The organism is Chloroflexus aurantiacus J-10-fl, assembly GCF_000018865.1.
GTDB lineage: Bacteria > Chloroflexota > Chloroflexia > Chloroflexales > Chloroflexaceae > Chloroflexus > Chloroflexus aurantiacus.
The window spans coordinates 121484-147121 of the sequence record NC_010175.1 but is presented as its reverse complement, the minus strand read 5'-3'; the positions used below and the strand labels follow the sequence as shown (position 1 = coordinate 147121).

Annotated in this window: 19 protein-coding genes; 4 read left to right on the top strand and 15 right to left on the bottom strand. The window is 59.2% G+C overall.

Features of this window, described 5'->3' with window-relative positions; all coding sequences use genetic code 11:
* Positions 1-439: 439 nt before the first annotated feature.
* From CAUR_RS00555 to CAUR_RS00510, 10 genes are all read right to left on the bottom strand, one after another.
* Positions 440-1492 (bottom strand): sensor histidine kinase, encoded by a 1053-nt coding sequence (locus CAUR_RS00555; protein WP_012256020.1) that lies wholly within the window; start codon positions 1490-1492, stop codon positions 440-442.
* Between the two features lie 36 nt (positions 1493-1528).
* On the bottom strand, positions 1529-2215 hold the full coding sequence (locus tag CAUR_RS00550) for a response regulator transcription factor (protein WP_012256019.1): 687 nt from the start codon (positions 2213-2215) through the stop codon (positions 1529-1531).
* 68 nt (positions 2216-2283) lie between these two features.
* Positions 2284-2928: a CpsD/CapB family tyrosine-protein kinase gene (locus CAUR_RS00545; protein WP_012256018.1), complete on the bottom strand. Its 645-nt coding sequence runs from the start codon at positions 2926-2928 to the stop codon at positions 2284-2286.
* A 72-nt stretch (positions 2929-3000) separates the two neighbouring features.
* Positions 3001-3654 carry a YveK family protein gene (locus tag CAUR_RS00540; RefSeq protein WP_012256017.1) on the bottom strand — a complete coding sequence of 218 codons (654 nt, stop codon included), beginning with the start codon at positions 3652-3654 and terminating at the stop codon, positions 3001-3003.
* Positions 3633-4265: a YveK family protein gene (locus CAUR_RS00535; protein ID WP_012256016.1), complete on the bottom strand. Its 633-nt coding sequence runs from the start codon at positions 4263-4265 to the stop codon at positions 3633-3635. Before CAUR_RS00535 ends, CAUR_RS00540 begins: the two co-directional genes overlap by 22 nt.
* 98 nt (positions 4266-4363) lie before the next feature.
* Positions 4364-5509 (bottom strand): glycosyltransferase, encoded by a 1146-nt coding sequence (locus CAUR_RS00530; RefSeq protein ID WP_012256015.1) that lies wholly within the window; start codon positions 5507-5509, stop codon positions 4364-4366.
* Between the two features lie 61 nt (positions 5510-5570).
* Positions 5571-6947 (bottom strand): MFS transporter, encoded by a 1377-nt coding sequence (locus tag CAUR_RS00525; RefSeq protein WP_012660385.1) that lies wholly within the window; start codon positions 6945-6947, stop codon positions 5571-5573.
* Positions 6948-7016: 69 nt separating this feature from the next.
* Positions 7017-8264, bottom strand: coding sequence for a M24 family metallopeptidase (locus tag CAUR_RS00520; protein WP_012256013.1), 1248 nt, complete (start codon positions 8262-8264; stop codon positions 7017-7019).
* A 42-nt stretch (positions 8265-8306) separates the two neighbouring features.
* Positions 8307-10772, bottom strand: coding sequence for a PAS domain-containing hybrid sensor histidine kinase/response regulator (locus CAUR_RS00515; RefSeq protein ID WP_012256012.1), 2466 nt, complete (start codon positions 10770-10772; stop codon positions 8307-8309).
* A 152-nt stretch (positions 10773-10924) separates the two neighbouring features.
* A complete protein-coding gene (locus tag CAUR_RS00510) occupies positions 10925-11701 on the bottom strand; it encodes an enoyl-CoA hydratase-related protein (RefSeq protein ID WP_012256011.1) in 777 nt (258 codons plus the stop codon).
* Positions 11702-11904: 203 nt separating this feature from the next.
* Here CAUR_RS00510 and CAUR_RS00505 point away from each other — a divergent pair, with 203 nt between their 5' ends.
* A complete protein-coding gene (locus CAUR_RS00505; RefSeq protein WP_012256010.1) occupies positions 11905-12606 on the top strand; it encodes a metal-dependent transcriptional regulator in 702 nt (233 codons plus the stop codon).
* Between the two features lie 1184 nt (positions 12607-13790).
* Here the strand turns inward: CAUR_RS00505 and CAUR_RS00500 are convergent.
* Entirely contained in the window at positions 13791-14564 is a 774-nt protein-coding gene (locus CAUR_RS00500; protein WP_044233792.1) for an IclR family transcriptional regulator, read from the bottom strand.
* A gap of 102 nt (positions 14565-14666) precedes the next feature.
* Between CAUR_RS00500 and CAUR_RS00495 the strand changes: the two genes are divergently transcribed.
* Together CAUR_RS00495 and CAUR_RS00490 are read left to right on the top strand one after the other, a co-directional pair.
* The gene (locus CAUR_RS00495; protein ID WP_012256008.1) at positions 14667-15206 is read left to right on the top strand and encodes an acyltransferase; all 540 of its coding nucleotides are present in this window, start codon (positions 14667-14669) and stop codon (positions 15204-15206) included.
* A gap of 55 nt (positions 15207-15261) precedes the next feature.
* Positions 15262-15900 (top strand): DUF1405 domain-containing protein, encoded by a 639-nt coding sequence (locus tag CAUR_RS00490; RefSeq protein ID WP_012256007.1) that lies wholly within the window; start codon positions 15262-15264, stop codon positions 15898-15900.
* A 4119-nt stretch (positions 15901-20019) separates the two neighbouring features.
* On the opposite strand, the gene CAUR_RS00485 is transcribed toward CAUR_RS00490, so the two are convergent.
* From CAUR_RS00485 to menB, 4 genes are all read right to left on the bottom strand, one after another.
* A complete protein-coding gene (locus CAUR_RS00485) occupies positions 20020-21483 on the bottom strand; it encodes an o-succinylbenzoate--CoA ligase (RefSeq protein ID WP_012256006.1) in 1464 nt (487 codons plus the stop codon).
* A gap of 47 nt (positions 21484-21530) precedes the next feature.
* On the bottom strand, positions 21531-21746 hold the full coding sequence (locus CAUR_RS00480) for a hypothetical protein (RefSeq protein WP_012660383.1): 216 nt from the start codon (positions 21744-21746) through the stop codon (positions 21531-21533).
* 259 nt (positions 21747-22005) lie between these two features.
* Positions 22006-22911: a 1,4-dihydroxy-2-naphthoate polyprenyltransferase gene (locus tag CAUR_RS00475; RefSeq protein ID WP_012256005.1), complete on the bottom strand. Its 906-nt coding sequence runs from the start codon at positions 22909-22911 to the stop codon at positions 22006-22008.
* Between the two features lie 469 nt (positions 22912-23380).
* Positions 23381-24208, bottom strand: coding sequence for a 1,4-dihydroxy-2-naphthoyl-CoA synthase (gene menB, locus CAUR_RS00470; RefSeq protein ID WP_012256004.1), 828 nt, complete (start codon positions 24206-24208; stop codon positions 23381-23383).
* An 869-nt stretch (positions 24209-25077) separates the two neighbouring features.
* Here menB and CAUR_RS00465 point away from each other — a divergent pair.
* Entirely contained in the window at positions 25078-25545 is a 468-nt protein-coding gene (locus CAUR_RS00465; RefSeq protein ID WP_012256003.1) for a hypothetical protein, read from the top strand.
* Positions 25546-25638 lie beyond the last annotated feature (93 nt).

The window sequence follows — 25638 nt, the reverse complement described above, 5'->3', positions numbered from 1 at the left end:
TCTTCCTTACAACACAACGCAGGTTGGTGTATACCAGGTATTTCCCCTGTTGTGTTGGAAGGGGAACGACGTGAGGTGGGGTTGTTGTCATATTCAGTGTGGCAGGACGCTTCAGACACACTGGAAGTTGTCAATTACTGACAGACTACAGAATGTGACGATAACACACAGCATCCCTATGACCAGCAGGGTAAACGTCGTGACACACGCCGGATCGTGAGCACGGCTGGCGTGGCAGCATGGCTGCCGCACTCCAAACGCTGCGACACATACATGACAAGCGGGCAAGACAACCAATCCAGCGTGTGATGGAACGACCGGAGCGACTCTCTTGCATAAATGGGTTATGAGCAGGACAGGCAGTCTTTGTTTATTGGCAGACGTTCATTCGCCTGTGCGATGCCGGGTAGCACGACCGCACCGCTTTGTGAGATAAGTTCTACCCTGCCCGCGGCAATGTCAGCGTGAAGGTGCTTCCTTTGCCGATGCCGGCACTGGCAGCGCTGATGTCGCCACCCATGGCCCAGGCCAGGTGGCGGGCAATGGTGAGACCAATCCCACTGCCGCCACTGGTACGGGCACGTGAAGGGTCGGCCCGGTAGAAGCGTTCAAAGATGAAGGGCAGGTGTTCGGCAGAAATCCCGATCCCGGTGTCTTCCACGATGACCTGTACGTTGTCGTTGTTGAGTTCGGATCGCACAGTGATACAACCGCCTTCTGGGGTGTAGCGTACTGCATTGCCAAGCAGGTTGAGCAGGATTTGGGCGACGCGGTCAGCATCGGCATGAACCAGGATCGGTTGCTGATCGGGGGCAAACTGTACCTGGAGACAACTGTCGAGCACTTGTGGTTGAATTTGCGCCACGACCCGCCGGATGACGTCGTTGACATCGAAGGTCGTGAAGTGGAGTGCGATTTGACCGGCTTCAACTCGCGAGAGGGTCTGAAGATCATCAACCAGCCGGCGCAGACGACGTACTTCCTGTTTCATGTCGAGGAACGTATCGGCGGTGTTGGGTAGTACGCCGTCGATCAACCCTTCGAGGTAGCCTTCAATGCCGGCGAGCGGTGTGCGTAGCTCGTGGGCAACGTTGCCAATCATCGTGATGCGCCGTTGTTCAATCTGTTCCAGTGCCTCGGCCATCTGGTTGAAACTCTCGGCAACGGCACGTAGTTCGTCGCTGGCGGGTACCGTAACTCGTTCGTCGTAGCGTCCGGCAGCAATGCGGCGACTACTGCGGGCAATGCTGCGCAGCGAACGCAAAATGACCTGAACCAGCAGAATACTGGTGGTGAGACCGGCAATGGTTGCGGCCACTGCGGCAACCGTCAGCGCCTGCACGACCGCAGTACGTACAGTGGCAACCTGGTCGGGGGCGATGCTCTGTTCAATCAGTATATTGGCGGTGAGGTTGAGTGTCACCACTCCGACCACCACCACCAGCATTTGGGCGCCAATCATTTGCCAGCGTAGTTGCCGCCAGAAGCGCATGGCTTGCCACCTTCACCATTATCGCATTGACCCCCGCTATGCCGGTGTATCAACAAAGCGATAGCCAACGCCGCGTGCCGTCCGAATAACATTTTCGCCGGTAATGGCCTCGATTTTGCGCCGAAGCTGACTGACATACACATCGACAACCCGGTCGGTGCCAAAGAAATCAGCACCCCATACCTTTTCAATCAGGTCTTCGCGACTGAGCACACGATTGTGGTTGCGGGCCAGGGCCAGCAAGAGATCGAATTCAGTCGGTGTTAGCTCCAACAGTTGACCATTGGCCCGGGCTTCGCGCGCTTCCGGGTCAATTTCGACATGCGTAAAGCGCATCAGCGAGCTTTTGGCCGTTTTGTTGCGTTGCCGGCGCAAAATAGCTTCTACCCGTGCCACCAGTTCGCGTGGGCTGAAGGGTTTGGTAAGGTAGTCATCAGCGCCCACGCGCAAGCCGGCAACCCGATCCATCTCGTCGCTCCGTGCAGTCAGCATCAGGATGTAGACATCTGAACGCTCGCGCAGGCGGGCAGTGATCTCCATGCCGTCCATACCGGGCAGCATCAGATCGAGAACGATCAAATCAGGTTGCTCTTCAAGCGCCATCTGCAACCCTTCCGGGCCGGTCGTTGCACACAAGACGCGGTACCCGGCGTGTTCGAGGTAGGCTTTGGCGACATTGCGAATACTGGCTTCGTCATCGACAACGAGAATGGTTGGTTGCATACATCCTCGCACGAATACTGACTGTTCACGCGGTAGAGACGGTATCGATGTTTCTGTCGCGATACACCTCACAGGCGAGCATTGCTAAGCACAACGCCGAGGAGGTTGGCTTTCACCTTCTCAAGTTTTTGACGGGCCTCGCGCACGCGATCACGGCGCGAGCGACCGGCCTGCACCACCAGGAGTACCCCATCGACACGGGTAGATAGCACCAGCGCATCGGTCACGTTCTGCACCGGCGGGGTGTCGAAGATGACAATGTCGGCGGCCTGGCGCAGACGGTGCAACAGCCCTTCCATACGCCGTGAACCGAGGAGATCAGCAGGACGGGGTGGAAGCGGGCCACTTGGGAGCAGGCTCAACCCTGGCACCTCAGTAGGCTGGATCGCCAGCGGTGCTTCCTGGTCAAGGATGGCGCTGGTCAGTCCCTGCTCGTTGGCCAGCCCAAAGATCGTGTGCAGCATCGGCTGGCGCAGATCGCAATCGACCAGCAACACGCGCTGTTCGGCCTGGGCCATCGTGACGGCCAGATTCGCTGCGGTCAGACTCTTTTCCGGGGTCGGTTCGGCTGATGTGATCAACAGAGTGTGAATTGGTTTGTCAAGACTCGAAAAGAGAATATTGGTACGAAGGGTGCGATATGCTTCCGCAGCGGCAGACGCCGGTTCGCGCAAGGTAATCAGCACCTGCTCAGACGACGAGGTCACGATCATGACTCCTACCTTCAAACCCAATGCATAGCGCGGGTTACACTCTCGCAACAAGATGGCCGGACTGACGAGTTACTACCGTTCGCTAAGCGGAATAGCGCCGAGTGTGGGCAGCCCAACAAAACGCTCAACATCTTCAGACGTTTTCAGGGTGTCGTCGAGATATTCGAGCACGAAGGCCAGGACGATCCCTAAGACCAGGCCGAGGATCGCTCCGGCCAGCATGTTGATGCGGGTGTTGGGGCGAATCTCGACCAGACGCGCCGGCTGAATCCGGGTTACGTTGATGCGAGCGGTGCCTTCCAGGGTTGCGTTAATTCGATTTACTTCGGCGACGATCCGTTCGCCCACGGCATCGGCCAGCGCCTGCGATTGATCGAGACGGGGTAAATCGACCTCGATCACGATCTTCTGCTCGTCAGGACGCGGCTGGATGTTGACATCTTCCATTAACCGTTCACCGCTGATGTCAAGCCCGATCTGCTGGCTGATCTGGTCGAGCACGCTGGGTTGCATCACCAGCTCGCGGTAGCTGTTCATCGAATTGCGCAGCACAATGTTCAGGCCGTTGTCGGCCTGATTGGCCAGCGCCAGATAGACCGCCTGCGAGCGATAGGTTTGCGGGAGTAACTTGCTGATCACATAGGCACTGCCCACGGCGGCGATGGCGGTGAGAACGATTACCCACCAGCGTTTTACCAGGACATTTACATAGTCGCGGATTTCCATAATCGATTCTCCCTGCGTTCGTAGAGCACAGTAGCAGCAACTGCCAGCGCGAACCCGGCGATTAGACCAAGCGCCGTGCGCAAGGCAGCGTCAAATACTACCGAGCGCAGTGATGTGGCCGGTTGGGGGGTGCCGACACCATCAAGAACGACCACGCTCAGTTGGGTGTCGGTGCGACCCCAGAATGTCAGACCTTCGGTTTGTAACACGGTAATCGCCGCTTCGACTAATGCCTGTGCCGCAGCCGGTGACGATGCCTCGCCGGAGATGTCTACGGCGCGGTGAAGCGGATTTATCCGCAAGCCTTGCTGAATCTCGGCCAGGGTGAGGTTGATGTTGCGTGTCGCCAACAGTGGGCTAACCTTTGCCGCAAAACTGGCACTGCTCACCACCTGTGGCATATCGTCGATAATATATTCGGTTATCTGCCAGATTTCTGCCGAGTCGGTGGCTGTTGTCGCCGGATAGGTAATCAAGAGCCGGGCAGTGGCAGTGTAGCGGGGTGGCTGTTGCAGGTCAAACCAAAGGCTTAGCCCACCGGCGATCAGCGCCGGTACGAGCATTAACAGCCAGAAACGGCGCACAATGCGAAGAAGGGTTGTCAATTCCATAGTCGTGCAATATTCCCATTGTTGTTCTCGCCACCATCTTACTATACTTTGCCGCATCGTGCGAGATGAAGTGATTTAGCAGACATAACAATAATCGCTCAGACGGCCAGTAAGCGTTGGCCGGTCAGGCTCTGTTCAAACTCGAAGAGCCGCCCTTCACGCTGGGCCGTCAATGCTTCGGTGACGAAGTTGCGGAAGGTGTTGAGAAAACGCTCGCGGCTAAACTGTTCGGCGTGGTGACGGAGTACCAGCGGGTCAATCGTATCAGTTCGCGAAAGGGCGACGGCAGCGGCCAAAGCGGCAGCGGTGGGCTGATAGAAAAAGCGACCAGTGACACCCTCGATCAGGGTTTCCAGCGCACCACCGGCTGCGTAGGCAATGACCGGTCGGCCTACAGCCAGCACTTCGAGCGGTGTAATACCAAAATCTTCTTCGCCGGGGAAGATGAAGGCGCGGCAGCGGGCAAACAGATCGAGGCGGGTGGCTTCATCGACCCAACCCAAAAATTCGATGTTCGGGCCGGCCATCCGCTCAAGCCGGGCGCGGTCGCGGCCATCACCGAAGATTTTTAGCGGCAAGCGTAAACGATTAAATGCCTCAATCGCCAGTTCCAGCCGTTTGTACGGGATTAACCGGCCACCGGCGAGGTAAAACTCTTCAGGTGGCTGCGGCTCATACGGCGGTAGATCAACCGGGGGCGGAATAACCTTTGCCGGACGGCGATAATAGCGGGCGATGCGTCCGGCAACCTCGTGCGAGTTGGCTACGAACAGATCGACCCGATTGGCGCTCACCGTGTCCCAGATGCGGAGATAATTCAACAGGAATGGCAGCAGGTGGGCCTGGATACCGTTAATCTGCTCACGGGCCACGTAGTCATCGGTGCGCCAGGCGAAGCGCATCGGGGTGTGGCAATAGCAAATGTGCAGCGCACCCGGACGCGGAATAATCCCTTTGGCAAAAGCGCTCGAACTACTGATAATGAGATCGTAGCCACTCAGATCAAACCGTTCAAAGGCGGTTGGGTAGAGGGCAACGTAACGGCGAAACTGGGTTCGCCAGGCCGGCAGTTGTTGCATGAACGAGGTGCGAATGTCCCAGGTTCGATACGCAGCCGGCATGGTAGTCGGATCAAAGATCGAGGTATAGACCGGCGCCGTTGGAAAAAGATCGTGGAGCGCCTCGAGCACGCGCTCGGCGCCGCCGTACTGATTGAGATAGTCGTGAACAAGAGCGACCCGCATGGTCAATGCCTATCCTACCCGGCCAATTGCCGTTGCTGGATAGGATAGCACAAGTTGGTAGTTATGATGCATTGGCTGTGGATGGTGGACTGAATTGACGGCGCAGGGCCAGACTGATGGCGGTCATCAACGCCATGGCGCCGGTGCAGGCCAGGTATGCGGTAGAGAGATCAAAGGCGTCGGCGATGCTGGCCATCAGAGCAACGGCGATCAGGGTACCGATGCTGATCGCGATGTTAATGACGCTCTGAGCCACACCGCGATCACCGGCGGCGACCTCTTCAAGCACCAGAGCGCGCAGGGTGCCACCAACCACGATACCCAGGCCGCTCCCCATAATCAGCGTTGCCAGAATAAAAAGCCAGAAGGGGGCGGCGGGCAGACCAAGCAACCCCGTCCCAATCATCAGTTGGCCGTAACCGATCAGCATCGCCATCCGACCTCCGATCCGTGGCAGGATGCGTCCGGCGATGATCGACGTTACCGAAGCCAGAAAGACCAGCGGTAGCAAGAAGAAGCCGGCCTGACTGATTGGCACGCCAAAGTTGACCGCTACCGAGGTGATAAAGATAATGCTCCCCATGGCAATCCCGGAACCGGCAGCCAGCAGGTAGACAATCTGCAACTGGCGATTGGTAAACAGACGCGGTGGAAGCAACGGAACCGGGGCGCGCACCTCACGCCATGCCAGCAGTGGGGTGAGCAGAGCCACCAGCAGGAAGAGCCACGGCCAGAGCGTCAACCCCAGCAAGCGATCAAGAAGCTGATTAATTCCCAGAGTGATGCTGACCAGAATCAGCACCAGCAGCGTCAGTCCCGGCCAGTCAAAGGCAGTGGCGGCAGTTGCCCGGTGCACGGCAGTCGCACGGGGGAGCGCGCGCCAGCCCAAAAAGATAACCGCAGCCGCAACCGGTAGATTGAGCAGAAAGATCCATTGCCAGGCGGCCACCGCCAGGATGAGCGACGCCAGTACCGGGCCGACCAGGAAGGCCATGCCCGACGTGGCGCCGATCAGCCCCAGCGCCTTCGCCCGTTCCGCCGACGGTAACACGTCACCGATCACGGCACTGGCAGTGGGCGTGATCCCACCGGCACAGACACCCTGCAATGCCCGCCCAATCAGCACCATCGTCAGGTCGTGGGAGAGGGCGATGATCAGAGAACCGAGGGCAAACCCAAACACATTCAACAGATAGACATTGCGGCGTCCGTAGCGATCACTCAGACTTGCCATTAACGTCGTGCTACTGAGTGAGCAGAGCGTAAAAATAATGGTGACCAGCACAACCTGGGTATTGTCAATTGCGAATGCTGCTCGCAACGCCGGCACTATCGGCCCGATAATCGCCGAGTCGAGCGCTGACATAAAGACGCCTACAAACAGCACCGTCATAATGGCACGGCGGGTATCAGTTTCAGGCACAGCCACTGAAGCCATGAGACCTCCTTTTGTGCTGGTCAATGCTGTTATGATCTGACAGTTGCCGGTTAAGCGGGCGGTGTCAGGTTACTCAATCACGTGTAATTGGGTCTGCCGACCGTGCAGCCACTCCATGCGACCACCGGTTAACACAGCGTCTTCTTCCAGGGCGATCCGTACCGGCTGATCGTCCCACTCAGGCACGATTGCCACATTATTCAGCTCAATCGCGTAAACCGTTTCGTCGTAGAGCGGGTAATCACCGGCACCGGGAACACCATCTTGCCTGTCCCAGAGGCCAATGGTCGGGCCAGCCGCATGACCGTGAAAGCCGAGGGGATGCGAATAGATCGACGGCTGTAAGCCTGCACTTATTGCCCGCTCACGGGCGGCTGCCAGCACCTGATTACCGGTGCGTCCCACCTGCATCTCGGCCATGACAATATCTTGCAAGTGGTTGGCCTGCGCCAGGGCAGTGACCAGGCCGGGCGGGGGGGCGGTTTCACCACGGGCAAGAACGTAAGCGTGCTGTTGCTGGTCGGTACACAGACCGAGATGACAAAAACCAACATCGCAATGGAGCAGGTCGCCGGGCCAGATACGATTGCGCGTCGCGGGTGTATTGAACGGCATACCACGCGCCTGGATACTGACCGTAGGCTGAAACCACGCCCGTAAACCGGCCTCGTGCATCGTCTGCCGCAGCCACCAGACGACATCGTCGGTGGTCGTGATGCCGGGAGTGATAACGGCACGGGAGAAGGCGGTAGCGATCAACCGGTGTCCAAGCGCAACCAGCTCTGCGTACACCGCCAGTTCCGCCGGGATGCGTCGTTCGAGCCAACCGATGACCAGTGGCTCCGCACTGACACAGCGGGCAGCGAGTGGGCCGAGTGCCGCCAGCAAGCGTTCGTACTCGTGGTGGGAAATACCATCGGCGAAGGCGAAGGTGGCTGAGGTGTTGATACCGATGCGCTGCGGATCGTACTCGCCGACAATCCGGGCCAGACAGTCGTCTTGCGACTCGGTATCAGGGTTCCATACCTGCTGGTAGAGATCGCCGTAGCCGTAGCGATCTAACGTGAGCCGGTCAACGACACCATCATCACGGCGGGCAAAGATCAAAATCGTGCGGCGGCGAGCGTTCATTGCCGGCGCCGGCAACAGAGTCATGATAACCGGGTCTTCATTGTATTCACGGGCAACAACAATCCAGAGATCAATGCCGGTGCGTTCCATTAAGACGGGCAACAGCGTAGCGAGACGTTCGGCCAGCCACTGATTCTGCACATCGGCCTGCCGGCGGAGCGAAGGTTCGATTGGCGTGATTGTCATATGAGTAACAGTCTACACATGAAAGGTAATCGTCGCTTTTCATTATACCGTATGTGATGACAGTGCCGTTGTAACTGCCGCTGTCAATGTGGTCAACGTAAACGGCTTCGCCAGAAAAGAGACCCGTCCACTCGTGCGTAAATGTGGTGGCAATTCCTGTTGCGAAAAACCGCTCATTAAAATGATGCGCAAGGTTGGAAACTGTTCGAGCAGCGTGGTTGCCAGTTCATCGCCGGTCATGCCCGGCATGGTGAGATCGATCAAGGCCAGGACGATCTGTGATCCGTATTCCTGCATAAGCTGGAGAGCTATATCGCTGTTTTCAGCTTCGTGAACGGTAAAACCAAGGCGACGAAGCATACGTTGGGCAACCTGACGGACTTGCGGTTCATCATCAACCAGCAACACCATTCGCCCATCGCCCGGTGTTGTCTCTGGTTGGGATGTGACAGTCGATGGCGATGGCAAGGGGGGATCGTCGGATACGTCAGGTGCGGTGGCGAGTGGCCAGAAGATGGTAAATGTTGTACCTGCGTGCAGCGTAGTGTCGAGCTTGAGGGCACCACGATGAGCGCGGATAATCCCGTTCACGGCTGCCAGGCCAAGGCCACGACCGGTAAATCTGGTACTGAAGAATGGATCGAATATCCGGGCTTTGGTTAGTTCATCCATACCGTGGCCGGTATCCTGCACAATCAATGCCGCATACCGGCCAGGTGGCTGGTCGGCACCGATCTCCATCTTCTGCATATCGGTGGCACTCAACTCGCGGAGTTCGGTCGTAATCCTTACGATGCCAGCACCATCAATTGCTTCGGCGCCATTTATCACCAGATTCATCAATACCTGACGTACCTGAGCAATATTGGCTTCGATAGGGAGTGGGGTTGCTGAAGGGTGGAAAATCAACTCGATGCGATGTGGTACCAGGCTACGCAGGATGGTTTGCATTTCATCTACTGCTCGTCGCAAATCGATGCGTTGCATAACCGGCTGGTGGCGACCGGTATATGTCAGGAGATGATTGGTCAATTCGGTGGCACGCAGAGCCGCCTGCTCAATCTGCACCAGCAGGTCGTAGAGTGAATGATCGGCGGATACTTCATTCAAGGCGAGCGATACATTGCCCAGCACACTGACCAGCAGATTATTGAAATCATGGGCAATACCGCCGGCCATAACGCCCAGACTTTCAAGGCGTTGGGCTTCACGTAGACGTTGTTCGATCCGTTCCCGTTCCAGTTCGAGCTGTCGTCGTTCGGTTACATCGAGCGAAATACCAGCCACACCGTAGAGGTTGCCTTCGTGGTCGAAGAGAGGAAACTTTACAGTTGTAAATGCTGTTAAGCCGTCGGCTGTCCAGCGATCATCATCGCGCTGAATGGGACGACGTTCCCGAATCACTTCCTGATCGAAAGCGCGATAATAGGCAGCCAGAGCAGGTGCGAAGAGTTCATCGTCAGATTTCCCGATCATCTCCTCTGGCCGATAGCCAGAGAAGCTGGCTAAACGCTCATTCACCATCAGATAGCGACCTTCTGCGTCTTTGACAAAGATGAGGGCTGGTATCTGATCGATGATGTCTTGCAAGAGGCGGCGACCGGTTTCGATGGCAGCCTCTGCCTCGCGCCGGGCAGATACGTCTTCCACCAGGCGTACCAGAAACGTAATCTCGCCGTTCTCATCACGCACTGCCAGGCAGGTCATGCGAGCGTACACAATATGACCATCTTTGTGGAAGTAGCGTTTCTCTATCGTATAGCTGTCACGCTCGCCGTTGAGTAGCTCAATCCACAGTTCCAGATCACGTTCACGATCATCGGGGTGGGTGCGCTGCAAGATCATCTTACCGATCAATTCGTCTCGTTCAACCCCCAGGATGGCAGTGACAGCACGGTTGCAATCGAGAATACGCCCACTCTCTTCGATAACGACAATACCCAGACTCAACTGATCAAACAGGGTTGCGAAGCGACGTTCACGATCACGCAGGGCGATGGCGAGGCGATGCTCTTCGTCGCGCACCCGTATCCAATCGGTAACATCACGATTGATCTCGCCAATCAGTATCAGGCGATTGGCGACATCGTAGACCGGAAAGTAGGTTGTTTCAGACCAAAACTGTTGATCAACAACCCGACCCTCAAGCCTGGCTTCGGCGGTGTTGTATGGAGTTGGTGGCATGGTGGTAATCTGTCCCCGTCGTGCTGACTCAAATGCAGCGACAAAGCCGTGCTTTTGCGCGGCTGGATCGTTGTAGATGTTGTAGACGCCGACAACCTGATCAATGGGTGTAGCAACCAGTTGCGCGTTGGCCTGATTCATCGCTACTGCCAGTCCATCGAGCGAAAAGAGCACCATTGGGATCGGCAATTGGTGAAAAAGCGTATCGAATGGCAACTGGTTTGGGGCCAGATTGGCGGAAATCTGTGCTCTCAAGATCGAGAGTTGCTGGCGCAAGAGAGCATTTTCGCGTTCGAGAGATCGCAATCGCTCGTGTATGTCCATGATCGTCTCCTTTGGAGCATTGCGTTGTTACCCAACCGCTTATCTGGCCAGATTGATAGAGTATTTACCCTTTACTGCTCGATCATCTGGTAGTATGGCGGCAGGAGGCAGTACGTGCAGGTATTGCCCCTGCTGCCATGTTCTGCGCGTGATCAACGACCACTGAAGTTGGGAGCGCGTTTCTCGATAAATGCCTGCATCCCCTCTTTTTGGTCAGCACTGGCAAACAGCAGATAGAAGTTACGCAGCTCGATAGCCAACCCCTCGCGCACAGTGGTTTCGGCGGCCATACGGACTGCCTCTTTCGCCAACTGTACAGCCAGTGGTGATTTGGTGGCAATGGTTTGCGCGATCCGACGGGCTTCATCGAGCAGGCTTTCAGGCGGGCAGACCCGGCACACCAGGCCGTGGGCGAGAGCTTCCTGAGCACTGATGGTCGCGCCGGTCAGGATCAATTCCATTGCGCGATACGGGCCAAGGGCGCGGGTCAGCCGTTGGGTGCCACCAGCACCGGGAATGATGCCCAGATTGATTTCCGGTTGTCCGAACTGCGCGTTTTCACTGGCGATGATGATGTCGCACATCATTGCCAATTCACAACCACCACCGAGCGCATACCCATTCACGGCAGCAATCACCGGTTTGCGCACCGCGGCGATGCGTGCCCAGCGCGCAATCATGCCACTGGTGAGCATATCAATAGGCGTGGCATTGGCCATCGCTTTGATGTCAGCGCCGGCAGCAAATGCCCGTCCGGCGCCGGTGATAATGATCACGCGGATTGTGTCATCGGCATCGCAGGCTTCTAAATGGCGAATGAGGTCATCAATCAAGGCCGGACTGAGCGCATTGAGGGCCTGGGGGCGATTGAGGGTGAGGATGGCGATGGGGCCTTCAATTGTGCTGAGAACCAGAGACTCTTCACTCATACGTTGATCTCCTTGTACATAAACGACAGGACTGTCGTTTGCCGACAATAATACCCTGTAACAGATGCACGTGTGCAGGATTGGATAGCTTTTGCGAAAGGTTGCTCTCGATTGTACCACGCCCGTTGCACGAAGTAACCGCTCTATGGTACATTGAAGCCAGGAAAAGCCGGGTTGCTCGCGCCACCAAAAGGAGACGCGCCTTGACCCCAGTAGAAGACCCTAACCTGCCCGGTCGGATTACGCCGGCAATTGAAGATTATCTGAAAGCTATCTACCTGCTCCAGCAGCAGGTCGGTGCGGTGACGACGACCTTGCTCGGTGAGCAGCGTGGTTCGCGACCCGCATCGGTCACCGGTATGATTAAAAAGCTGGCCGAGATGAATCTGGTGCAGCATACTCCGTACCAGGGCGTGATCTTGACGCCAGCCGGTGAGCGGATTGCGCTTGAAGTGATTCGGCATCATCGCCTGCTCGAACTCTATCTGGTGGAGGCCCTCGGCTATAGCTGGGACGAGGTTCATGAAGAGGCTGAGCGGCTGGAACATCATATCAGCGAGAAACTTGAAGCCCGGATCGCCGAGCGATTGGGGTTTCCCGATTTTGATCCGCATGGCGATCCAATCCCAGGCATTGATGGTGTCTTGCCGACCACACGGGCGATCCGCCTAGCCGATCTGCCGCTCAATCAGGTAGCCCGGATCGTGCGGGTGCGCGATCAGGCGGCTGAGCGGTTGCGATACCTGGCCGACCTTGGGCTGGTGCCTGGGGCACGGGTCACAGTGGTAGCGAGTGCGCCTTTCGATGGCCCACTGACGGTGCAGATCGGGACGAATGAGCCAACACCGCTCGACCGTCGGTTGGCGCGCACGATTGAGGTTGAGGTGGAGTCAGAGGCTGCGTGATGTGGGCAAGGGGGAGCGTTCTTCTTCGTTGTGCTTCCGAAGGTGCACCACAGAGACACAGAGAGCACAGAGGGATGTAGTGCTGCGGCATGTTTTCCTCCCCCGGCGTGTTTCCGGTGACAGGGTGGTAGGTGTACCACAGCGGCACGGAGGGCGCAGAGGGATGTAGCGCTGCGGCATGCTTTCCTCCCCCGGCGTGTTTCCGGTGGCAGGGTGGTAGGTGCACCACAGCGGCACGGAGGGCATAGAGGGATGTAGCGCTGCGGCATGCTTTCCTCCTCCGGCGTGTTTCCGGTGGCAGGGTGGTAGGTGCACCACAGCGGCACGGATGGCACAGAGGGATGTAGCGCTGCGGCATGCTTTCCTCCTCCGGCGTGTTTCCGGTGGCAGGGTGGTAGGTGCACCACAGCGGCACGGATGGCACAGAGGGATGTAGCGCTGCGGCATGCTTTCCTCCCCCGGCGTGTTTCCGGTGGCAGGGTGGTAGGTGCACCACAGCGGCACGGATGGCATAGAGGGATGTAGCGCTGCGGCAAGCTTTCCTCCTCCGGCGTGTTTCCGGTGGCAGGGTGGTAGGTGCACCACAGCGGCACGGATGGCATAGAGGGATGTAGTGCTGCGGCATGTTTTCCTCCCCCGGCGTGTTTCCGGTGGCAGGGTGGTAGGTGCACCACAGCGGCACGGATGGCATAGAGGGATGTAGCGCTGCGGCAAGCTTTCCTCCTCCGGCGTGTTTCCGGTGACAGGGTGGTAGGTGTACCACAGCGGCACGGAGGGCGCAGAGGGATGTAGCGCTGCGGCATGCTTTCCTCCCCCGGCGTGTTTCCGGTGGCAGGGTGGTAGGTGCACCACAGCGGCACGGAGGGCACAGAGGGGGTAGGAGTTTCACCACAGAGGCACAGAGGGGATTGAGGCCATTTGCTCTCTCCCGTACCATCTGCGTTGTGCTGCTGATGGCGGGGTGGTAGATTCGCCACAAAGACATGGAGAGTACAGAGGGGACATCTTTGCGGCATGCCCTCCCCTCTCCCGTTGTGTCGTTGTGTCAGTGGCATGGTAGGAGTTGCACTACAGCGGCACGGAGGGTACAGAGGGGCATCTCTGCCAGACGTAGAAGACCGTTTTGAGAGCAGAGTTATGTGGCAGTGAAAGACTCGTTCTGCCCCTGTCACGTAGCCGGCGAGTTACTTGCCGGTTAATGTGGTGTGGAAGCCGAGTTGCCGGCTACACGCCAATGCTGCTTCGCGCACCCGTGGTCCCAGTTCTTCGGCTCTTGCGCGGTTGAGGCGGGTGGACGGGCCAGACAGACTGATCGCGCCAACGACCTGTCCGCGGCGGTCGAAGATCGGTGCGGCAACGCAGCACACACCCTCCTCGCGCTCTTCATCATCGAGAGCAAACCCTCGTTCGCGGGCAGTCATGAGTTCAGCGCGGAGACGTTCGGGGTCGGTAATCGTCCTGTTTGTCCAACGCTCGAAGTGACCGCCGGCAAGGTACTGTTCGAGTTCGGCAATTGGTAGCGCAGACAGAATGGCTTTACCACCGCCGGTACAGTAGAGTGGTGCCCGTTGACCGATTTCGGTGAACATCCGTACCATATGCGGGCTGGGAATCTGTTCCTGGTAAACGGCGAGGTCGCCCTGGCGAACGATCAGATTGCTGGTCTCACCGGTCTCGGCGGTCAGTTTCACCAGTTCGGCGCGGGCAATGCGAATCAGGTCAAAACGACGACTGCGGGCAGCGCGGGCCGCGACTTCCAACAGCCGCGGCCCCGGCCCGTAGCGGCGGGTGCTTGCCTCTTGCGTAACATAGCCACGTGCGGCTAAACTAGAGAGCAGCCGATGGACGGTGGCAAGGGGGAGATCAAGCTGCTCGCTTAGCTCGGAGACACTTAAGTCGTCGTCGGCGAAGGCCAATGCTTCCAGTACATCGAAGGCACGATCCAGTGACTGTACCATACGCTTTTCACCATTCAAAACCTCTTTCCAATCATAGTGTAATGGAAAGTCGTCTTTTTTGCCAACTGGGACAGCAAAACTTACATTTGTGGTGCGCAACATATGAACGCTATGCTTGAGACCTTCTCTTCCGATGATCTTGGCTCAACGGCAACCCGTAAAGCTCGTTTGCAGAGTGTACCTGTACCTGGCCCGCACAACGCACTCTGGTATTTTCCACAACTGGCCGGAGGCTATTTGCGTATTATGCGTAATGCCGCTCTGATTCAACTGGCGCGGTACACGCCATTTATCGCGGTAAAAAACATGATCTACCGCTGGTTAGGGGTGAATGTCGCGCCGCACGCCAGCGTTGGGCTGATGGTGATGTTCGATATTTTCTTCCCTGAAGATATTACCCTGGGGGAGAACTGTGTGATCGGCTATAATACAACTATACTCTGCCACGAGGTGACTCGTCGGGAATGGAAGCGTGGCCCAGTTGTGATTGGCCCTGATGTGACTATCGGGGCAAACTGTACCATTTTGCCCGGTGTGGTGATAGGGGCTGGGGCAACCGTTTCGGCGATGAGCCTGGTGAACCGGGATGTGCCGCCAGGGGCGTTCGTGGGTGGCGTGCCAATTCGCCGTCTCGACCGCTAATGGAATGACCAACGGGTTTTCGTTGCAATGAACAGTAACCGCCAGCGAGGTTGTTATGCGTCAGGTTCGTCAACTTATTGATTGGATATACGCCCTGATAACCGGCCATCCCCTGCTTTTTTGGGCGTGTATGCTGATAAATCTGTTTGGGGTGGTCTGGGGTGGTATTGTCTGGTATGGGCCAATGCTGGCTTCTTCACCGGCCTGGGCCTGGATTTTTATTCCCGATTGTCCGGCAGCGGCCCTCTACGCGACGATTGCGTTTATTTTGCTCCGCTATGGGCGGCAGGTGCCCTGGTTTACTGCGTTCGCTGCGTTTGCCTGTATCAAATACGGTTTGTGGACGCTGGCCTTCTGGACGCGGCACTGGCTTGGTGCAGGTACGGTCGAGCCGCTGGAGTTGATGCTGTTCGTTTCGCATATCGGCTTGACCTGCGAAGGTGTGTTGCTGGCGACACGGATCGGCCCGCTTGGTATGACGGCACGGGCAGCGGTTGCGGCCTTTTTCAGTCTGTCGATCCTGGTGGATTACGGGCTTGGTTTCCATCCGCCGTTGACCTGGGTGGTAACGCCAACCTTTGCGCTGTGGACGGCGGTGATCCTGACCAGTGTTTTAGGGTTCTGGCTGACTCGGCCATCGCTGGTAGTGGCCCAGCGTGCCGAAGCGTTGGGGTTGCAGGTGCCGCGGGAATGAGTGGTTGTGGATGGGCAGATTTGATAGCTGGTATTGTTAGGACGCCCTCATCTCCGGCTCCTTGCCCGCGCATCAGGCTATGCATTACCCACATATAGCGCTGCGTTAGGCTGGACTGCAAGCGCCCCCCGTGGCACAGGCTTCCAGCCTGCGTGCCGGCATCATCGCCCCCGCCGGCAGGTGCTGGACGTGACCGCTGGTGCGCAGGCACGAATCGCTTGCAACATCACTGTCTACACGCAGGTATCGCATGCATGCCTGACCGACTCGATGGTCGGCATGAGCACATTCAGCACCCCCGTGACCAGGATGAGTAGCGGTATGCCACGCGCCGGATGGTGAGCCTGGCTGCCGCACGCCAAACGTCGCGACACGCGTATATCGAGCGGAAAAGGCTTGCGCTTCCAGTGGTGCGCATTCCCAGGGATGCGAGCCGGAGGCTCGCGCTCCCAGTGGCGTGCGCACTTCCAGGGATGCGAGCCGGAGGCTCGCGCTCCCAGTGGTGCGCACTCCTGGCGCTCCCAGGGATGCGAGTCAGAGGCGCACGCTTCCAGGAAGCCGGCGCTTGCGCATCACGATGGAGCGCTTGAGGTCGTCGGGTGCGAATGATGGTGTGCTGTGACTTTTATGAAGCCAGCAGGATCAACGGTATGCCACGCGCCGGATGGTGAGCGCGGCTGGCGCGGCAGCATGGCTGCCGCACTCCAAACGTCGCGACACGCGCATAACGAGCGGGAAAGGCTCGCGCTTCCAGTGGTGCGCACTCCCAGGGATGCGAGCCGGAGGCTCGCGCTCCCAGTGGCATGCACGCCTGGCGCTCCCAGGGATGCGAGTCAGAGGCGTACGCTTCCAGGAAGCCGGCGCTTGCGCATCACGATGGAGCGCTTGAGGTCGTCGGGTGCGAATGATGGTGTGCTGTGACTTTTATGAAGCCAGCAGGATCAACGGTATGCCACGCGCCGGATGGTGAGCCTGGCTGCCGCACTCCAAACGTCGCGACACGCGCATAACGAGCGGGAAAGGCTCGCGCTTCCAGTGGTGCGCACTCCCAGGGATGCGAGCCAGAGGCTCGCACTCCCAGTGGCATGCACGCCTGGCGCTCCCAGGGATGCGAGTCAGAGGCGTACGCTTCCAGGAAGCCGGCGCTTGCGCATCACGATGGAGCGCTTGAGGTCGTCGGGTGCGAATGATGGTGTGCTGTGACTTTTATGAAGCCAGCAGGATCAACGGTATGCCACGCGCCGGATGGTGAGCCTGGCTGCCGCACTCCAAACGTCGCGACACGCGCATAACGAGCGGGAAAGGCTCGCGCTTCCAGTGGTGCGCACTCCCAGGGATGCGAGCCAGAGGCTCGCGCTCCCGGCGGTGCACACTCCCAGGGATGCGAGCCGGAGGCTCGCGCTCCCAGTGGCATGCACGCCTGGCGCTCCCAGGGATGCGAGTCAGAGGCGTGCGCTCCCAGGAAGCCGGCGCTTGCGCATCGCGATGGAGTGCTTGAGGTCGTCGGGTGCGAATGATGGAGTGCTGTGATTTTTATGAAGCCAGCAGGATCAACGGTGTGACACGCGCCGGATGGTGAGCGCGGCTGGTGCGGCAGCCATGCTGCCGCACTCCAAACGTCGCGACACGTGCATATCGAGCGGGAAAGGCTCGCGCTTCCAGTGGTGCGCACTCCCAGGGATGCGAGCCAGAGGCTCGCACTCCCGGCGGTGCACACTCCCAGGGATGCGAGTCAGAGGCGCACGCTTCCAGGAAGCCGGCGCTTGCGCATCGCGATGGAGTGCTTGAGGTCGTCGGGTGCGAATGATGGAGTGCTGTGATTTTTATGAAGCCAGCAGGATCAACGGTGTGACACGCGCCGGATGGTGAGCGCGGCTGGCGCGGCAGCATGGCTGCCGCACTCCAAACGTCGCGACACGCGCATAACGAGCGGGAAAGGCTCGCGCTCCCAGCGGTGCGTACTCCCAGGGATGCGAGCCGGAGGCTCGCGCTTCCAGGAAGCCGGCGCTTGCGCATCGCGATGGAGTGCTTGAGGTCGTCGGGTGCGAATGATGGTGTGCTGTGACTTTTATGAAGCCAGTAGGGTCAACGGTGTGACACGCGCCGGATGGTGAGCGCGGCTGGCGCGGCAGCATGGCTGCCGCACTCCAAACGTCGCGACACGCGCATCACGAGCGGGAAAGGCTCGCGCTTCCAGTGGTGCGCACTCCCAGGGATGCGAGCCGGAGGCTCGCGCTCCCAGTGGCATGCACGCCTGGCGCTCCCAGGGATGCGAGTCAGAGGCGCACGCTTCCAGGAAGCCGGCGCTTGCGCATCACGATGGAGCGCTTGAGGTCGTCGGGTGCGAATGATGGTGTGCTGTGATTTTTATGAAGCCAGCAGGATCAACGGTGTGACACGCGCCGGATGGTGAGCGCGGCTGGCGCGGCAGCATGGCTGCCGCACTCCAAACGTCGCGACACGCGCATCACGAGCGGGAAAGGCTCGCGCTTCCAGTGGTGCGCACTCCCAGGGATGCGAGCCAGAGGCTCGCATTCCCAGGAAGCCGGCGCTTGCGCATCACGATGGAGCGCTTGAGGTCGTCGGGTGCGAATGATGGTGTGCTGTGACTTTTATGAAGCCAGCAGGATCAACGGTGTGACACGCGCCGGATGGTGAGCGCGGCTGGCGCGGCAGCATGGCTGCCGCACTCCAAACGTCGCGACACGCGCATCACGAGCGGGAAAGGCTCGCGCTTCCAGTGGTGCGCACTCCCAGGGATGCGAGCCGGAGGCTCGCGCTCCCAGTGGTGCGCACTCCTGGCGCTCCCAGGGATGCGAGTCAGAGGCGCACGCTTCCAGGAAGCCGGCGCTTGCGCATCACGATGGAGCGCTTGAGGTCGTCGGGTGCGAATGATGGTGTGCTGTGATTTTTATGAAGCCAGCAGGATCAACGGTATGCCACGCGCCGGATGGTGAGCGCGGCTGGTGCGGCAGCCATGCTGCCGCACTCCAAACGTCGCGACACGTGCATCACGAGCGGGAAAGGCTCGCGCTCCCAGTGGTGCGCACTCCCAGGGATGCGAGCCAGAGGCTCGCACTCCCGGCGGTGCACACTCCCAGGGATGCGAGTCAGAGGCGCACGCTTCCAGGAAGCCGGCGCTTGCGCATCGCGATGGAGTGCTTGAGGTCGTCGGGTGCGAATGATGGAGTGCTGTGATTTTTATGAAGCCAGCAGGATCAACGGTGTGACACGCGCCGGATGGTGAGCGCGGCTGGTGCGGCAGCCATGCTGCCGCACTCCAAACGTCGCGACACGTGCATCACGAGCGGGAAAGGCTCGCGCTCCCAGTGGTGCGCACTCCCAGGGATGCGAGCCAGAGGCTCGCACTCCCGGCGGTGCACACTCCCAGGGATGCGAGTCAGAGGCGCACGCTTCCAGGAAGCCGGCGCTTGCGCATCGCGATGGAGTGCTTGAGGTCGTCGGGTGCGAATGATGGAGTGCTGTGATTTTTATGAAGCCAGCAGGATCAACGGTGTGACACGCGCCGGATGGTGAGCGCGGCTGGCGCGGCAGCATGGCTGCCGCACTCCAAACTACGCGACACGCGCATAACGAGCGGGAAAGGCTCGTGCTTCCAGTGTTGCACACTCCCAGGGATGTGAGCCAGCGGCTAGCGCTTCCAGGAAGCCGGCGCTTGCGCATCACGATGGAGCGCTTGAGGTCGTCGGGTGCGAATGATGGTGTGCTGTGATTTTTATGAAGCCAGCAGGATCAACGGTATGCCACGCGCCGGATGGTGAGCGCGGCTGGCGCGGCAGCATGGCTGCCGCACTCCAAGCGTCGCGACACGTGCATATCGAGCGGGTAAGGCAACCAATCCAGTGCGTGATGGCATTGGCTCTGATCGTCGGTCATCCTTGCTATTGCGCCAGCGTGCCGGAAGCAAGATGTGCTGTGGTTGGTGATTGGCAAGCGTTTATACGCCTGGGCGATGGTCGGGTAGCACGACCGTACAGCTTTGATGAAAGAAGTTCTTGTGCAACGCTGCTGTGTCCGGTCGTGGTGTGGGGGTGATGGCCGGGTGGTGGGTTTTGCTGCTACCAGATGTTCGGTGACTGCACGACGCCGGTTGTCTGATTAGTGATCATTTCCACTCATTTGAGCCAGCAGGATGGCACGCAGTTCGTGGCGGCGCAATTTGCCGGCAGCCGTGCGTGGCAATTCGTGCAGGAATACGATGGTGCGCGGTACTTTGTAGCCGGCCAGGCGACTACGGCAGTAGGCGATGAGTTCTTCGGCAGTGGTGGGCTGTTGGGCGACGATGGCGGCCACCGGGCGCTGGCCCCATTCCGGGTCGGGTAAGCCGACCACTCCCGCTTCGGCGATTGCCGGATGGCTGAGGAGAATGGCTTCGATTTCGGCGGGGTAGATGTTTTCGCCGCCAGCGATGATCAGGTCGCTGCGCCGGTCTACGACGTAGAGGTATCCTTCCTGGTCGAGGTAGCCTAGATCACCGGTGTGAAACCAGTCGGTGGGGGATCGAGGCGGTAAGCCGAGGTATCCCGGCGAGATGTTTGGGCCGCGCAGGCAGATTTCGCCGACTTCGCCGGGTGCTGCCGGTTGACCGGATGGGGTGACGATGGATAGTTCGACCGGTAGCAGTGGTTTGCCGGCTGAACCGAGTCGGATTAGCGACTCGGCGGGGGAGAGGGTTGCCGCCTGTGATGCCGCTTCGCTCATGCCGTAGGTTTGGGTTACCGGAATGCCACGGGTGGCACATTGTTCGAGGAGTGTCTGTGGTGCCGGCCCGCCACCGAGCAGGACGCAGCGCAGGTGGGGCGGGAAGGGGCTGGGGTCGATGGCAAGCAGCCGTTGGAGCATGACGGCGACGAGTGAGACAATGGTGATGCGCTGTGCGTCGAGGTCGTGCCGTACCAGCGCCGGATCGAAGCGTTCGTGGAGTATCACCGGTATGCCGTAGATAGCACCGCGCAGCAGGATGCTCAGGCCGCCTACGTGAAACAGCGGGAGTACTGCCAGCCAGCGATCATCTTCGTGCAGGCCAAGGTTGAGCATGGAACCGATGGCGTTCCACCAGTGGTTGCCGGCGGTCAGGATTGCGCCTTTCGGGCGGCCAGTGGTGCCGGAGGTGTAGATGATGGTGTGCATTGCGTCCAGGTCAATTGGAGGTGCCGGTGCCGTCGGTGCTGTCGTTGCGGCGGTGAGTTCTTCGAGTACGATCAGGGGACGGTTACCCGCCGCTTCGCGTGCGACCGGTAGCAGGTCGTGTTCGATGATCAACAATGCCGGGTCGCTGTCCTGGATTTGGAACGCTAGCTCGGCTGCTGTGAGGCGGGTATTGAGTGGCACCAGGGTGATTGCTGTGCGTGGTGCGGCGTGGACAATGGCTACAAAGCCGGGGCGATTACGCGACAGTAGGGCGACTCGTGCGCCGGGTGTAACCAGTTGGCGCAGGTGGGATGCAACTGCACCGGCCCAGCGATCAAGTTCGGCGAAGGTGTATGTTGTGCCGGCGTAGATCAGTGCCGGACGGTGTGGATGCAATGCGGCTCTGCGAGCCAGCCAGTCAGGTATGAGCATGGGTCAAACTGTCTTCCAATCGCGAACAGAACACCGAAGATGAGCTGTTAGCGGTCAGCGCCAACCGGGGTGTGAGCAGCCACGACATTATACGGCAAGATACTCTCGCCATTTGGCATGGCCGGGCGGTGGGGATGCAGCGCAGCCTGGGCGCTGGTTAGTGTGGTGTCTGTATCGGCCACATCATACCCCAATTGCACAGAGCACACTGAACTCCAGGTGTAACCGGCCAGCGCCGACCAGGGTGTGAGCAGCCACGACATTGTACGGCAAGGTACTCTCGCCAGTTGGCAGTGCCGGACGGTGGGAGTGCGGCGCAGCCTGGGCGCTGGTTAGTGTGGTGTCTGTATCGGCCACATCATACCCCAATTGTACAGAGCACACTGAACGCCAGGTGTAACCGGCCAGCGCCAATCAGGGTGTGAGCAGCCACGACATTGTACGGCAAGGTACTCTCGCCAGTTGGCAGGGCCGGACAGTGTGGATGCGCGGCCTGGGGTGCCGGTCGGTCTGGTGTCTGGATTAGCCAAATAACAACCCAATTGCGAAGAGTACGCCGAACGCCAGATGTAATCGGCCAGCGCCGACCAGGGCTTTGTTGAGGGCCCGACCGCGTTCGCGGTTGACGAAGTCGATCAGGTTGAGTGCCATTGGTGCGGTTAGCCAGGCCAGCAGGGTGAATGGTGAGGCTCCGCCCCACATCCAGGCCAGGGGCAGTGATACGAATGCTCCGATGACCAGGATGGCAAATTCGCTGCGGGCGAACCGTTCGCCGAAGATGACGGCCAGGGTGCGTTTGCCGGCTTTGCGGTCGGTGGGTGCGTCGCGCAGGTTGTTGACGACGAGGATCGCGGTGACCAGCATGGCTATCGGTAACGCTGCCCATAGGGCAATCCAGCGGAACTGGCCGGTGTGGGCGAAGTCGGTGCCGATAACGGCTACCAATCCGAAGAAGACGAAGGTGAACAGGTCGCCGAGGCCGTGGTAGCCGAGGGGGAAGGGGCCGGCGGTGTAGAGGATGCCGGCGGCGATTGAGAGTAAGCCGATGACCAGGATGGGCCAGCCGGCAACGGTGATCAGGTAGATGCCGGCCAGGGCCGCCAGGCCAAAGCTCACCAGGGCTGCTGTGAGTACTGTGCGTGCGGGGAGCAGGCCGCTCTGGGTGACCCGTACCGGGCCGAGGCGTTCGCTGGTGTCGGCGCCTTTTTGGGCATCGAAGTAGTCGTTGGCGAGATTGGTGCCGATTTGAATGAAGAGTGCACCGAGTAGTGCAGCCAGCATCACCAGTGGTTGAAATGCGTCACTGCTGTAGGCCAGGGCTGAGCCGACCAGTACCGGTACGACGGCTGCCGGGAGTGTTGCCGGGCGGCTCGCCATTAGCCAGATTTTGAGGTGTGATGGTGGTACTGATGTTGCTTTGGTTGTCATAGTGTGCTCTTTCTGTCACGTGAGTGGTGGCGCTCACTTCACCCCTCGCCCCCCTCCCAGCCTCCCCCCGCTGGGGGGAGGAGTTAGGGGAGGGGAGATGGGCGTGCTCCGGGTGGCTTCCGGTCATCGGTCCCCTCACCTCACCCCCCAGCCCCCGCTCCTCTCCCCCGCCGGGAGAGGAGCGGGGGAGTAGGGAAGGGCGTGCTCCGGGTGGCTTCCGGTCACCGGCCCCCCTCCCACCCTCCCCCCGCTGGGGGGAGGAGTTGGGCGCAGGCTGGGGTGAGGGTGTTTCTCCTTCGCACATCACTTCCTGGCCCCCCTCCCAGCCTCCCCCCAACGGGGGGAGGAGTTATCTTTTTCGGCCTCCCCCGTTGGGGGGAGGAGTTGTCAATTTTTTCGGCCTCCCCCGCTGGGGGGAGGAGTTGGGGGAGGGGGTGGGGGTGTGCCCTTGCCTACCGGTGTGTCGCGTTTACGGGTAGCGACGGAAGCGGCGGAAGTTGGGCTTGCGCTTTTCGAGGAAGGCTTGTTTGCCCTCCTGCGCCTCTTCGGTCAGGTAGTAGAGCAGGGTTGCGTCACCGGCCAGTTGCTGGAGTCCGGCATAGCCGTCGGCGGCAGCGTTGATGCTGGCTTTGAGCATGCGGATGGCCAGTGGACTCTTTTCGAGGATTTCGCGTGCCCATTGCACGCCCTCGTCTTCGAGGCGTTCGAGGGGGACCACGGCGTTGACCAGCCCCATTTCGAGTGCCTGCTGTGCGTTGTATTGGCGGCAGAGGTACCAGATTTCACGCGCTTTTTTGTCGCCGACCATGCGGGCCAGCAGGTTTGAACCGTAACCGCCGTCAAAGCTTCCCACTTTTGGCCCGGTCTGACCAAAGATGGCATTGTCGGCAGCGATGGTCAGGTCGCAGACGACGTGCAAGACGTGTCCGCCGCCGATGGCGTAGCCGGCGACCAGGGCGATGACCGGTTTGGGAATGATGCGAATCAGGCGCTGGAGGTCGAGCACGTTCAGGCGTGGAATCTGGTCTTTGCCGACGTACCCGCCAATGCCGCGCACGCTCTGATCACCGCCGGAGCAGAACGCTTTGTCGCCGGCACCGGTGAAGAGGATCACACCGATCCGTTCGTCGTCGCGTGCACGCGAGAAGGCGTCAATCAGCTCGTTGACGGTTTCCGGACGAAATGCGTTGCGCTTTTCGGGACGGTTGATGGTAATTTTGGCAATGCCTTCACCGGCAGCATCGTGTTCGTAGATGATGTCGGTATAATCGTGAACTTTGACCCACTCGATTGGCATAGGTTTCCTCGCACTTGTGCTTATCGTTCCCTATTAATAATGTACCACAATCATTGGTGTCGGTGGTTTGGCGATGTGCGGAATGGCCTGACGTATTTCACCACAGAGGCACAGAGGGCACAGAGGTTTTAAAAGTATCTCCTCTACGTCTCTGTGGTGTACCAACATGACGAGACTTCCCATCGCCATCATGGTTAGTGCTGGAACACGCCCGTCACGGTGAGCACAGTGGGCGCGGCAGCATGGCTGCCGCACTCCAAACATGGGCAATCCTGGCGGGAAAGGGTATCCTTGCCGGTGTGGGATGCCACCGCATTTGATATTACCCTCTCTGTGTGCTCTGTGTCTCTGTGGTGCAAGACAAACGTGACGAGAGCGCTGGGTGGGGAACGCGGATACGCGCGGATGGGGCGGATGGCCGCGGATGATACCATGTTGGTGCGACGCTCGGCACCACCAGCGCGTGGGGCACCTGGTGCGCTGGGTGGGGGACGCGGATACTCGCGGATGGGCGGATGGTCGCGGATGATACCATGTTGGTGTGGCGCAGCATCTGGGAGGGACAAAAAGTTTCGGCAGTTACTGTCGATGCCCATGTGGAGAATGCCACTTGTTCGTTTACTACCGTTGGGTTATGCTATTCGCCAGATGATTAGGCTGCGGTTGATTGTCTGCGCCAGGGTTGAGGCAGAGATTGGGCAAGCCGGCGGTAGCGATTGGGCAGTCTTTTCAGGAAGTTCCTGTGTCTGAACAGCCCCCTGCACTGGCATCGTCTCTCCCCTTCACTCCTGCTGGTGGAAACTGCCGGCCCGACATGCGCAATTCGTATACGGGCAACATCACGATCACCGCGTGAAAGAGACATCATCATGGCGCGCAAAGACCTGGATATTCGGATCAAGTTCTTGCTGATTGGCGCAGAGGTGCTGTTTGTTGGCATCCTCAGCTTGATGCGCATTGCAATTACGGGCTGGCTGGTGTTAATTTTTGGCTTTCTGCTGATTGCATGGGTGGTGTTTCACCTGGTGCTGATGTCAGTATTCATTCTGAATCTCAGATCAAGCACCATGGATATGGTGCTCTTCATTACCGTTCATCTGTCTTACCTGCTGGCCTGGTTATTTCAATCCGATGCCGATGATGTGCGGGTCAGGTGGGTGATTCAGTTGTTCCCGTTCACTGGCGGTCTGGAGCCATTTTTGGCGGCATGGGGCGGCACGCTGTTTTTGATCGCGACTGCGGTGAACCTGGTGTGTTATGCGGTTATCTTCATTCTGGTTATAGTTCGGATCGTGCAATTTCTGGTGTCCCTCAATAAGGATGCGCAAGCCGCGTAGGGTTGCTGGCTGGAAGCTGTTTGCACCATCGCGCTGGTGGATCAGGTGTTAACCACAGAGGCACAGAGGGTACAGAGGTTTTTTATTGTGACC

Excerpts from the sequence above, each read along its gene's own strand:
- CAUR_RS00520 (WP_012256013.1), bottom strand. The coding sequence starts at position 8,264 with ATGACAATCACGCCAATCGAACCTTCGCTCCGCCGGCAGGCCGATGTG.
- CAUR_RS00545 (WP_012256018.1), bottom strand. The coding sequence starts at position 2,928 with ATGATCGTGACCTCGTCGTCTGAGCAGGTGCTGATTACCTTGCGCGAA.
- CAUR_RS00550 (WP_012256019.1), bottom strand. The coding sequence starts at position 2,215 with ATGCAACCAACCATTCTCGTTGTCGATGACGAAGCCAGTATTCGCAAT.
- CAUR_RS00525 (WP_012660385.1), bottom strand. The coding sequence starts at position 6,947 with ATGGCTTCAGTGGCTGTGCCTGAAACTGATACCCGCCGTGCCATTATG.
- CAUR_RS00515 (WP_012256012.1), bottom strand. The coding sequence starts at position 10,772 with ATGGACATACACGAGCGATTGCGATCTCTCGAACGCGAAAATGCTCTC.
- CAUR_RS00495 (WP_012256008.1), top strand. The coding sequence starts at position 14,667 with ATGAACGCTATGCTTGAGACCTTCTCTTCCGATGATCTTGGCTCAACG.
- CAUR_RS00480 (WP_012660383.1), bottom strand. The coding sequence starts at position 21,746 with ATGTCGTGGCTGCTCACACCCTGGTCGGCGCTGGCCGGTTACACCTGG.
- CAUR_RS00465 (WP_012256003.1), top strand. The coding sequence starts at position 25,078 with ATGGCGCGCAAAGACCTGGATATTCGGATCAAGTTCTTGCTGATTGGC.
- CAUR_RS00500 (WP_044233792.1), bottom strand. The coding sequence starts at position 14,564 with ATGGTACAGTCACTGGATCGTGCCTTCGATGTACTGGAAGCATTGGCC.
- CAUR_RS00485 (WP_012256006.1), bottom strand. The coding sequence starts at position 21,483 with ATGCTCATACCTGACTGGCTGGCTCGCAGAGCCGCATTGCATCCACAC.
- CAUR_RS00540 (WP_012256017.1), bottom strand. The coding sequence starts at position 3,654 with ATGGAAATCCGCGACTATGTAAATGTCCTGGTAAAACGCTGGTGGGTA.
- CAUR_RS00510 (WP_012256011.1), bottom strand. The coding sequence starts at position 11,701 with ATGAGTGAAGAGTCTCTGGTTCTCAGCACAATTGAAGGCCCCATCGCC.
- CAUR_RS00555 (WP_012256020.1), bottom strand. The coding sequence starts at position 1,492 with ATGCGCTTCTGGCGGCAACTACGCTGGCAAATGATTGGCGCCCAAATG.
- menB (WP_012256004.1), bottom strand. The coding sequence starts at position 24,208 with ATGCCAATCGAGTGGGTCAAAGTTCACGATTATACCGACATCATCTAC.
- CAUR_RS00535 (WP_012256016.1), bottom strand. The coding sequence starts at position 4,265 with ATGGAATTGACAACCCTTCTTCGCATTGTGCGCCGTTTCTGGCTGTTA.
- CAUR_RS00490 (WP_012256007.1), top strand. The coding sequence starts at position 15,262 with ATGCGTCAGGTTCGTCAACTTATTGATTGGATATACGCCCTGATAACC.
- CAUR_RS00475 (WP_012256005.1), bottom strand. The coding sequence starts at position 22,911 with ATGACAACCAAAGCAACATCAGTACCACCATCACACCTCAAAATCTGG.
- CAUR_RS00530 (WP_012256015.1), bottom strand. The coding sequence starts at position 5,509 with ATGCGGGTCGCTCTTGTTCACGACTATCTCAATCAGTACGGCGGCGCC.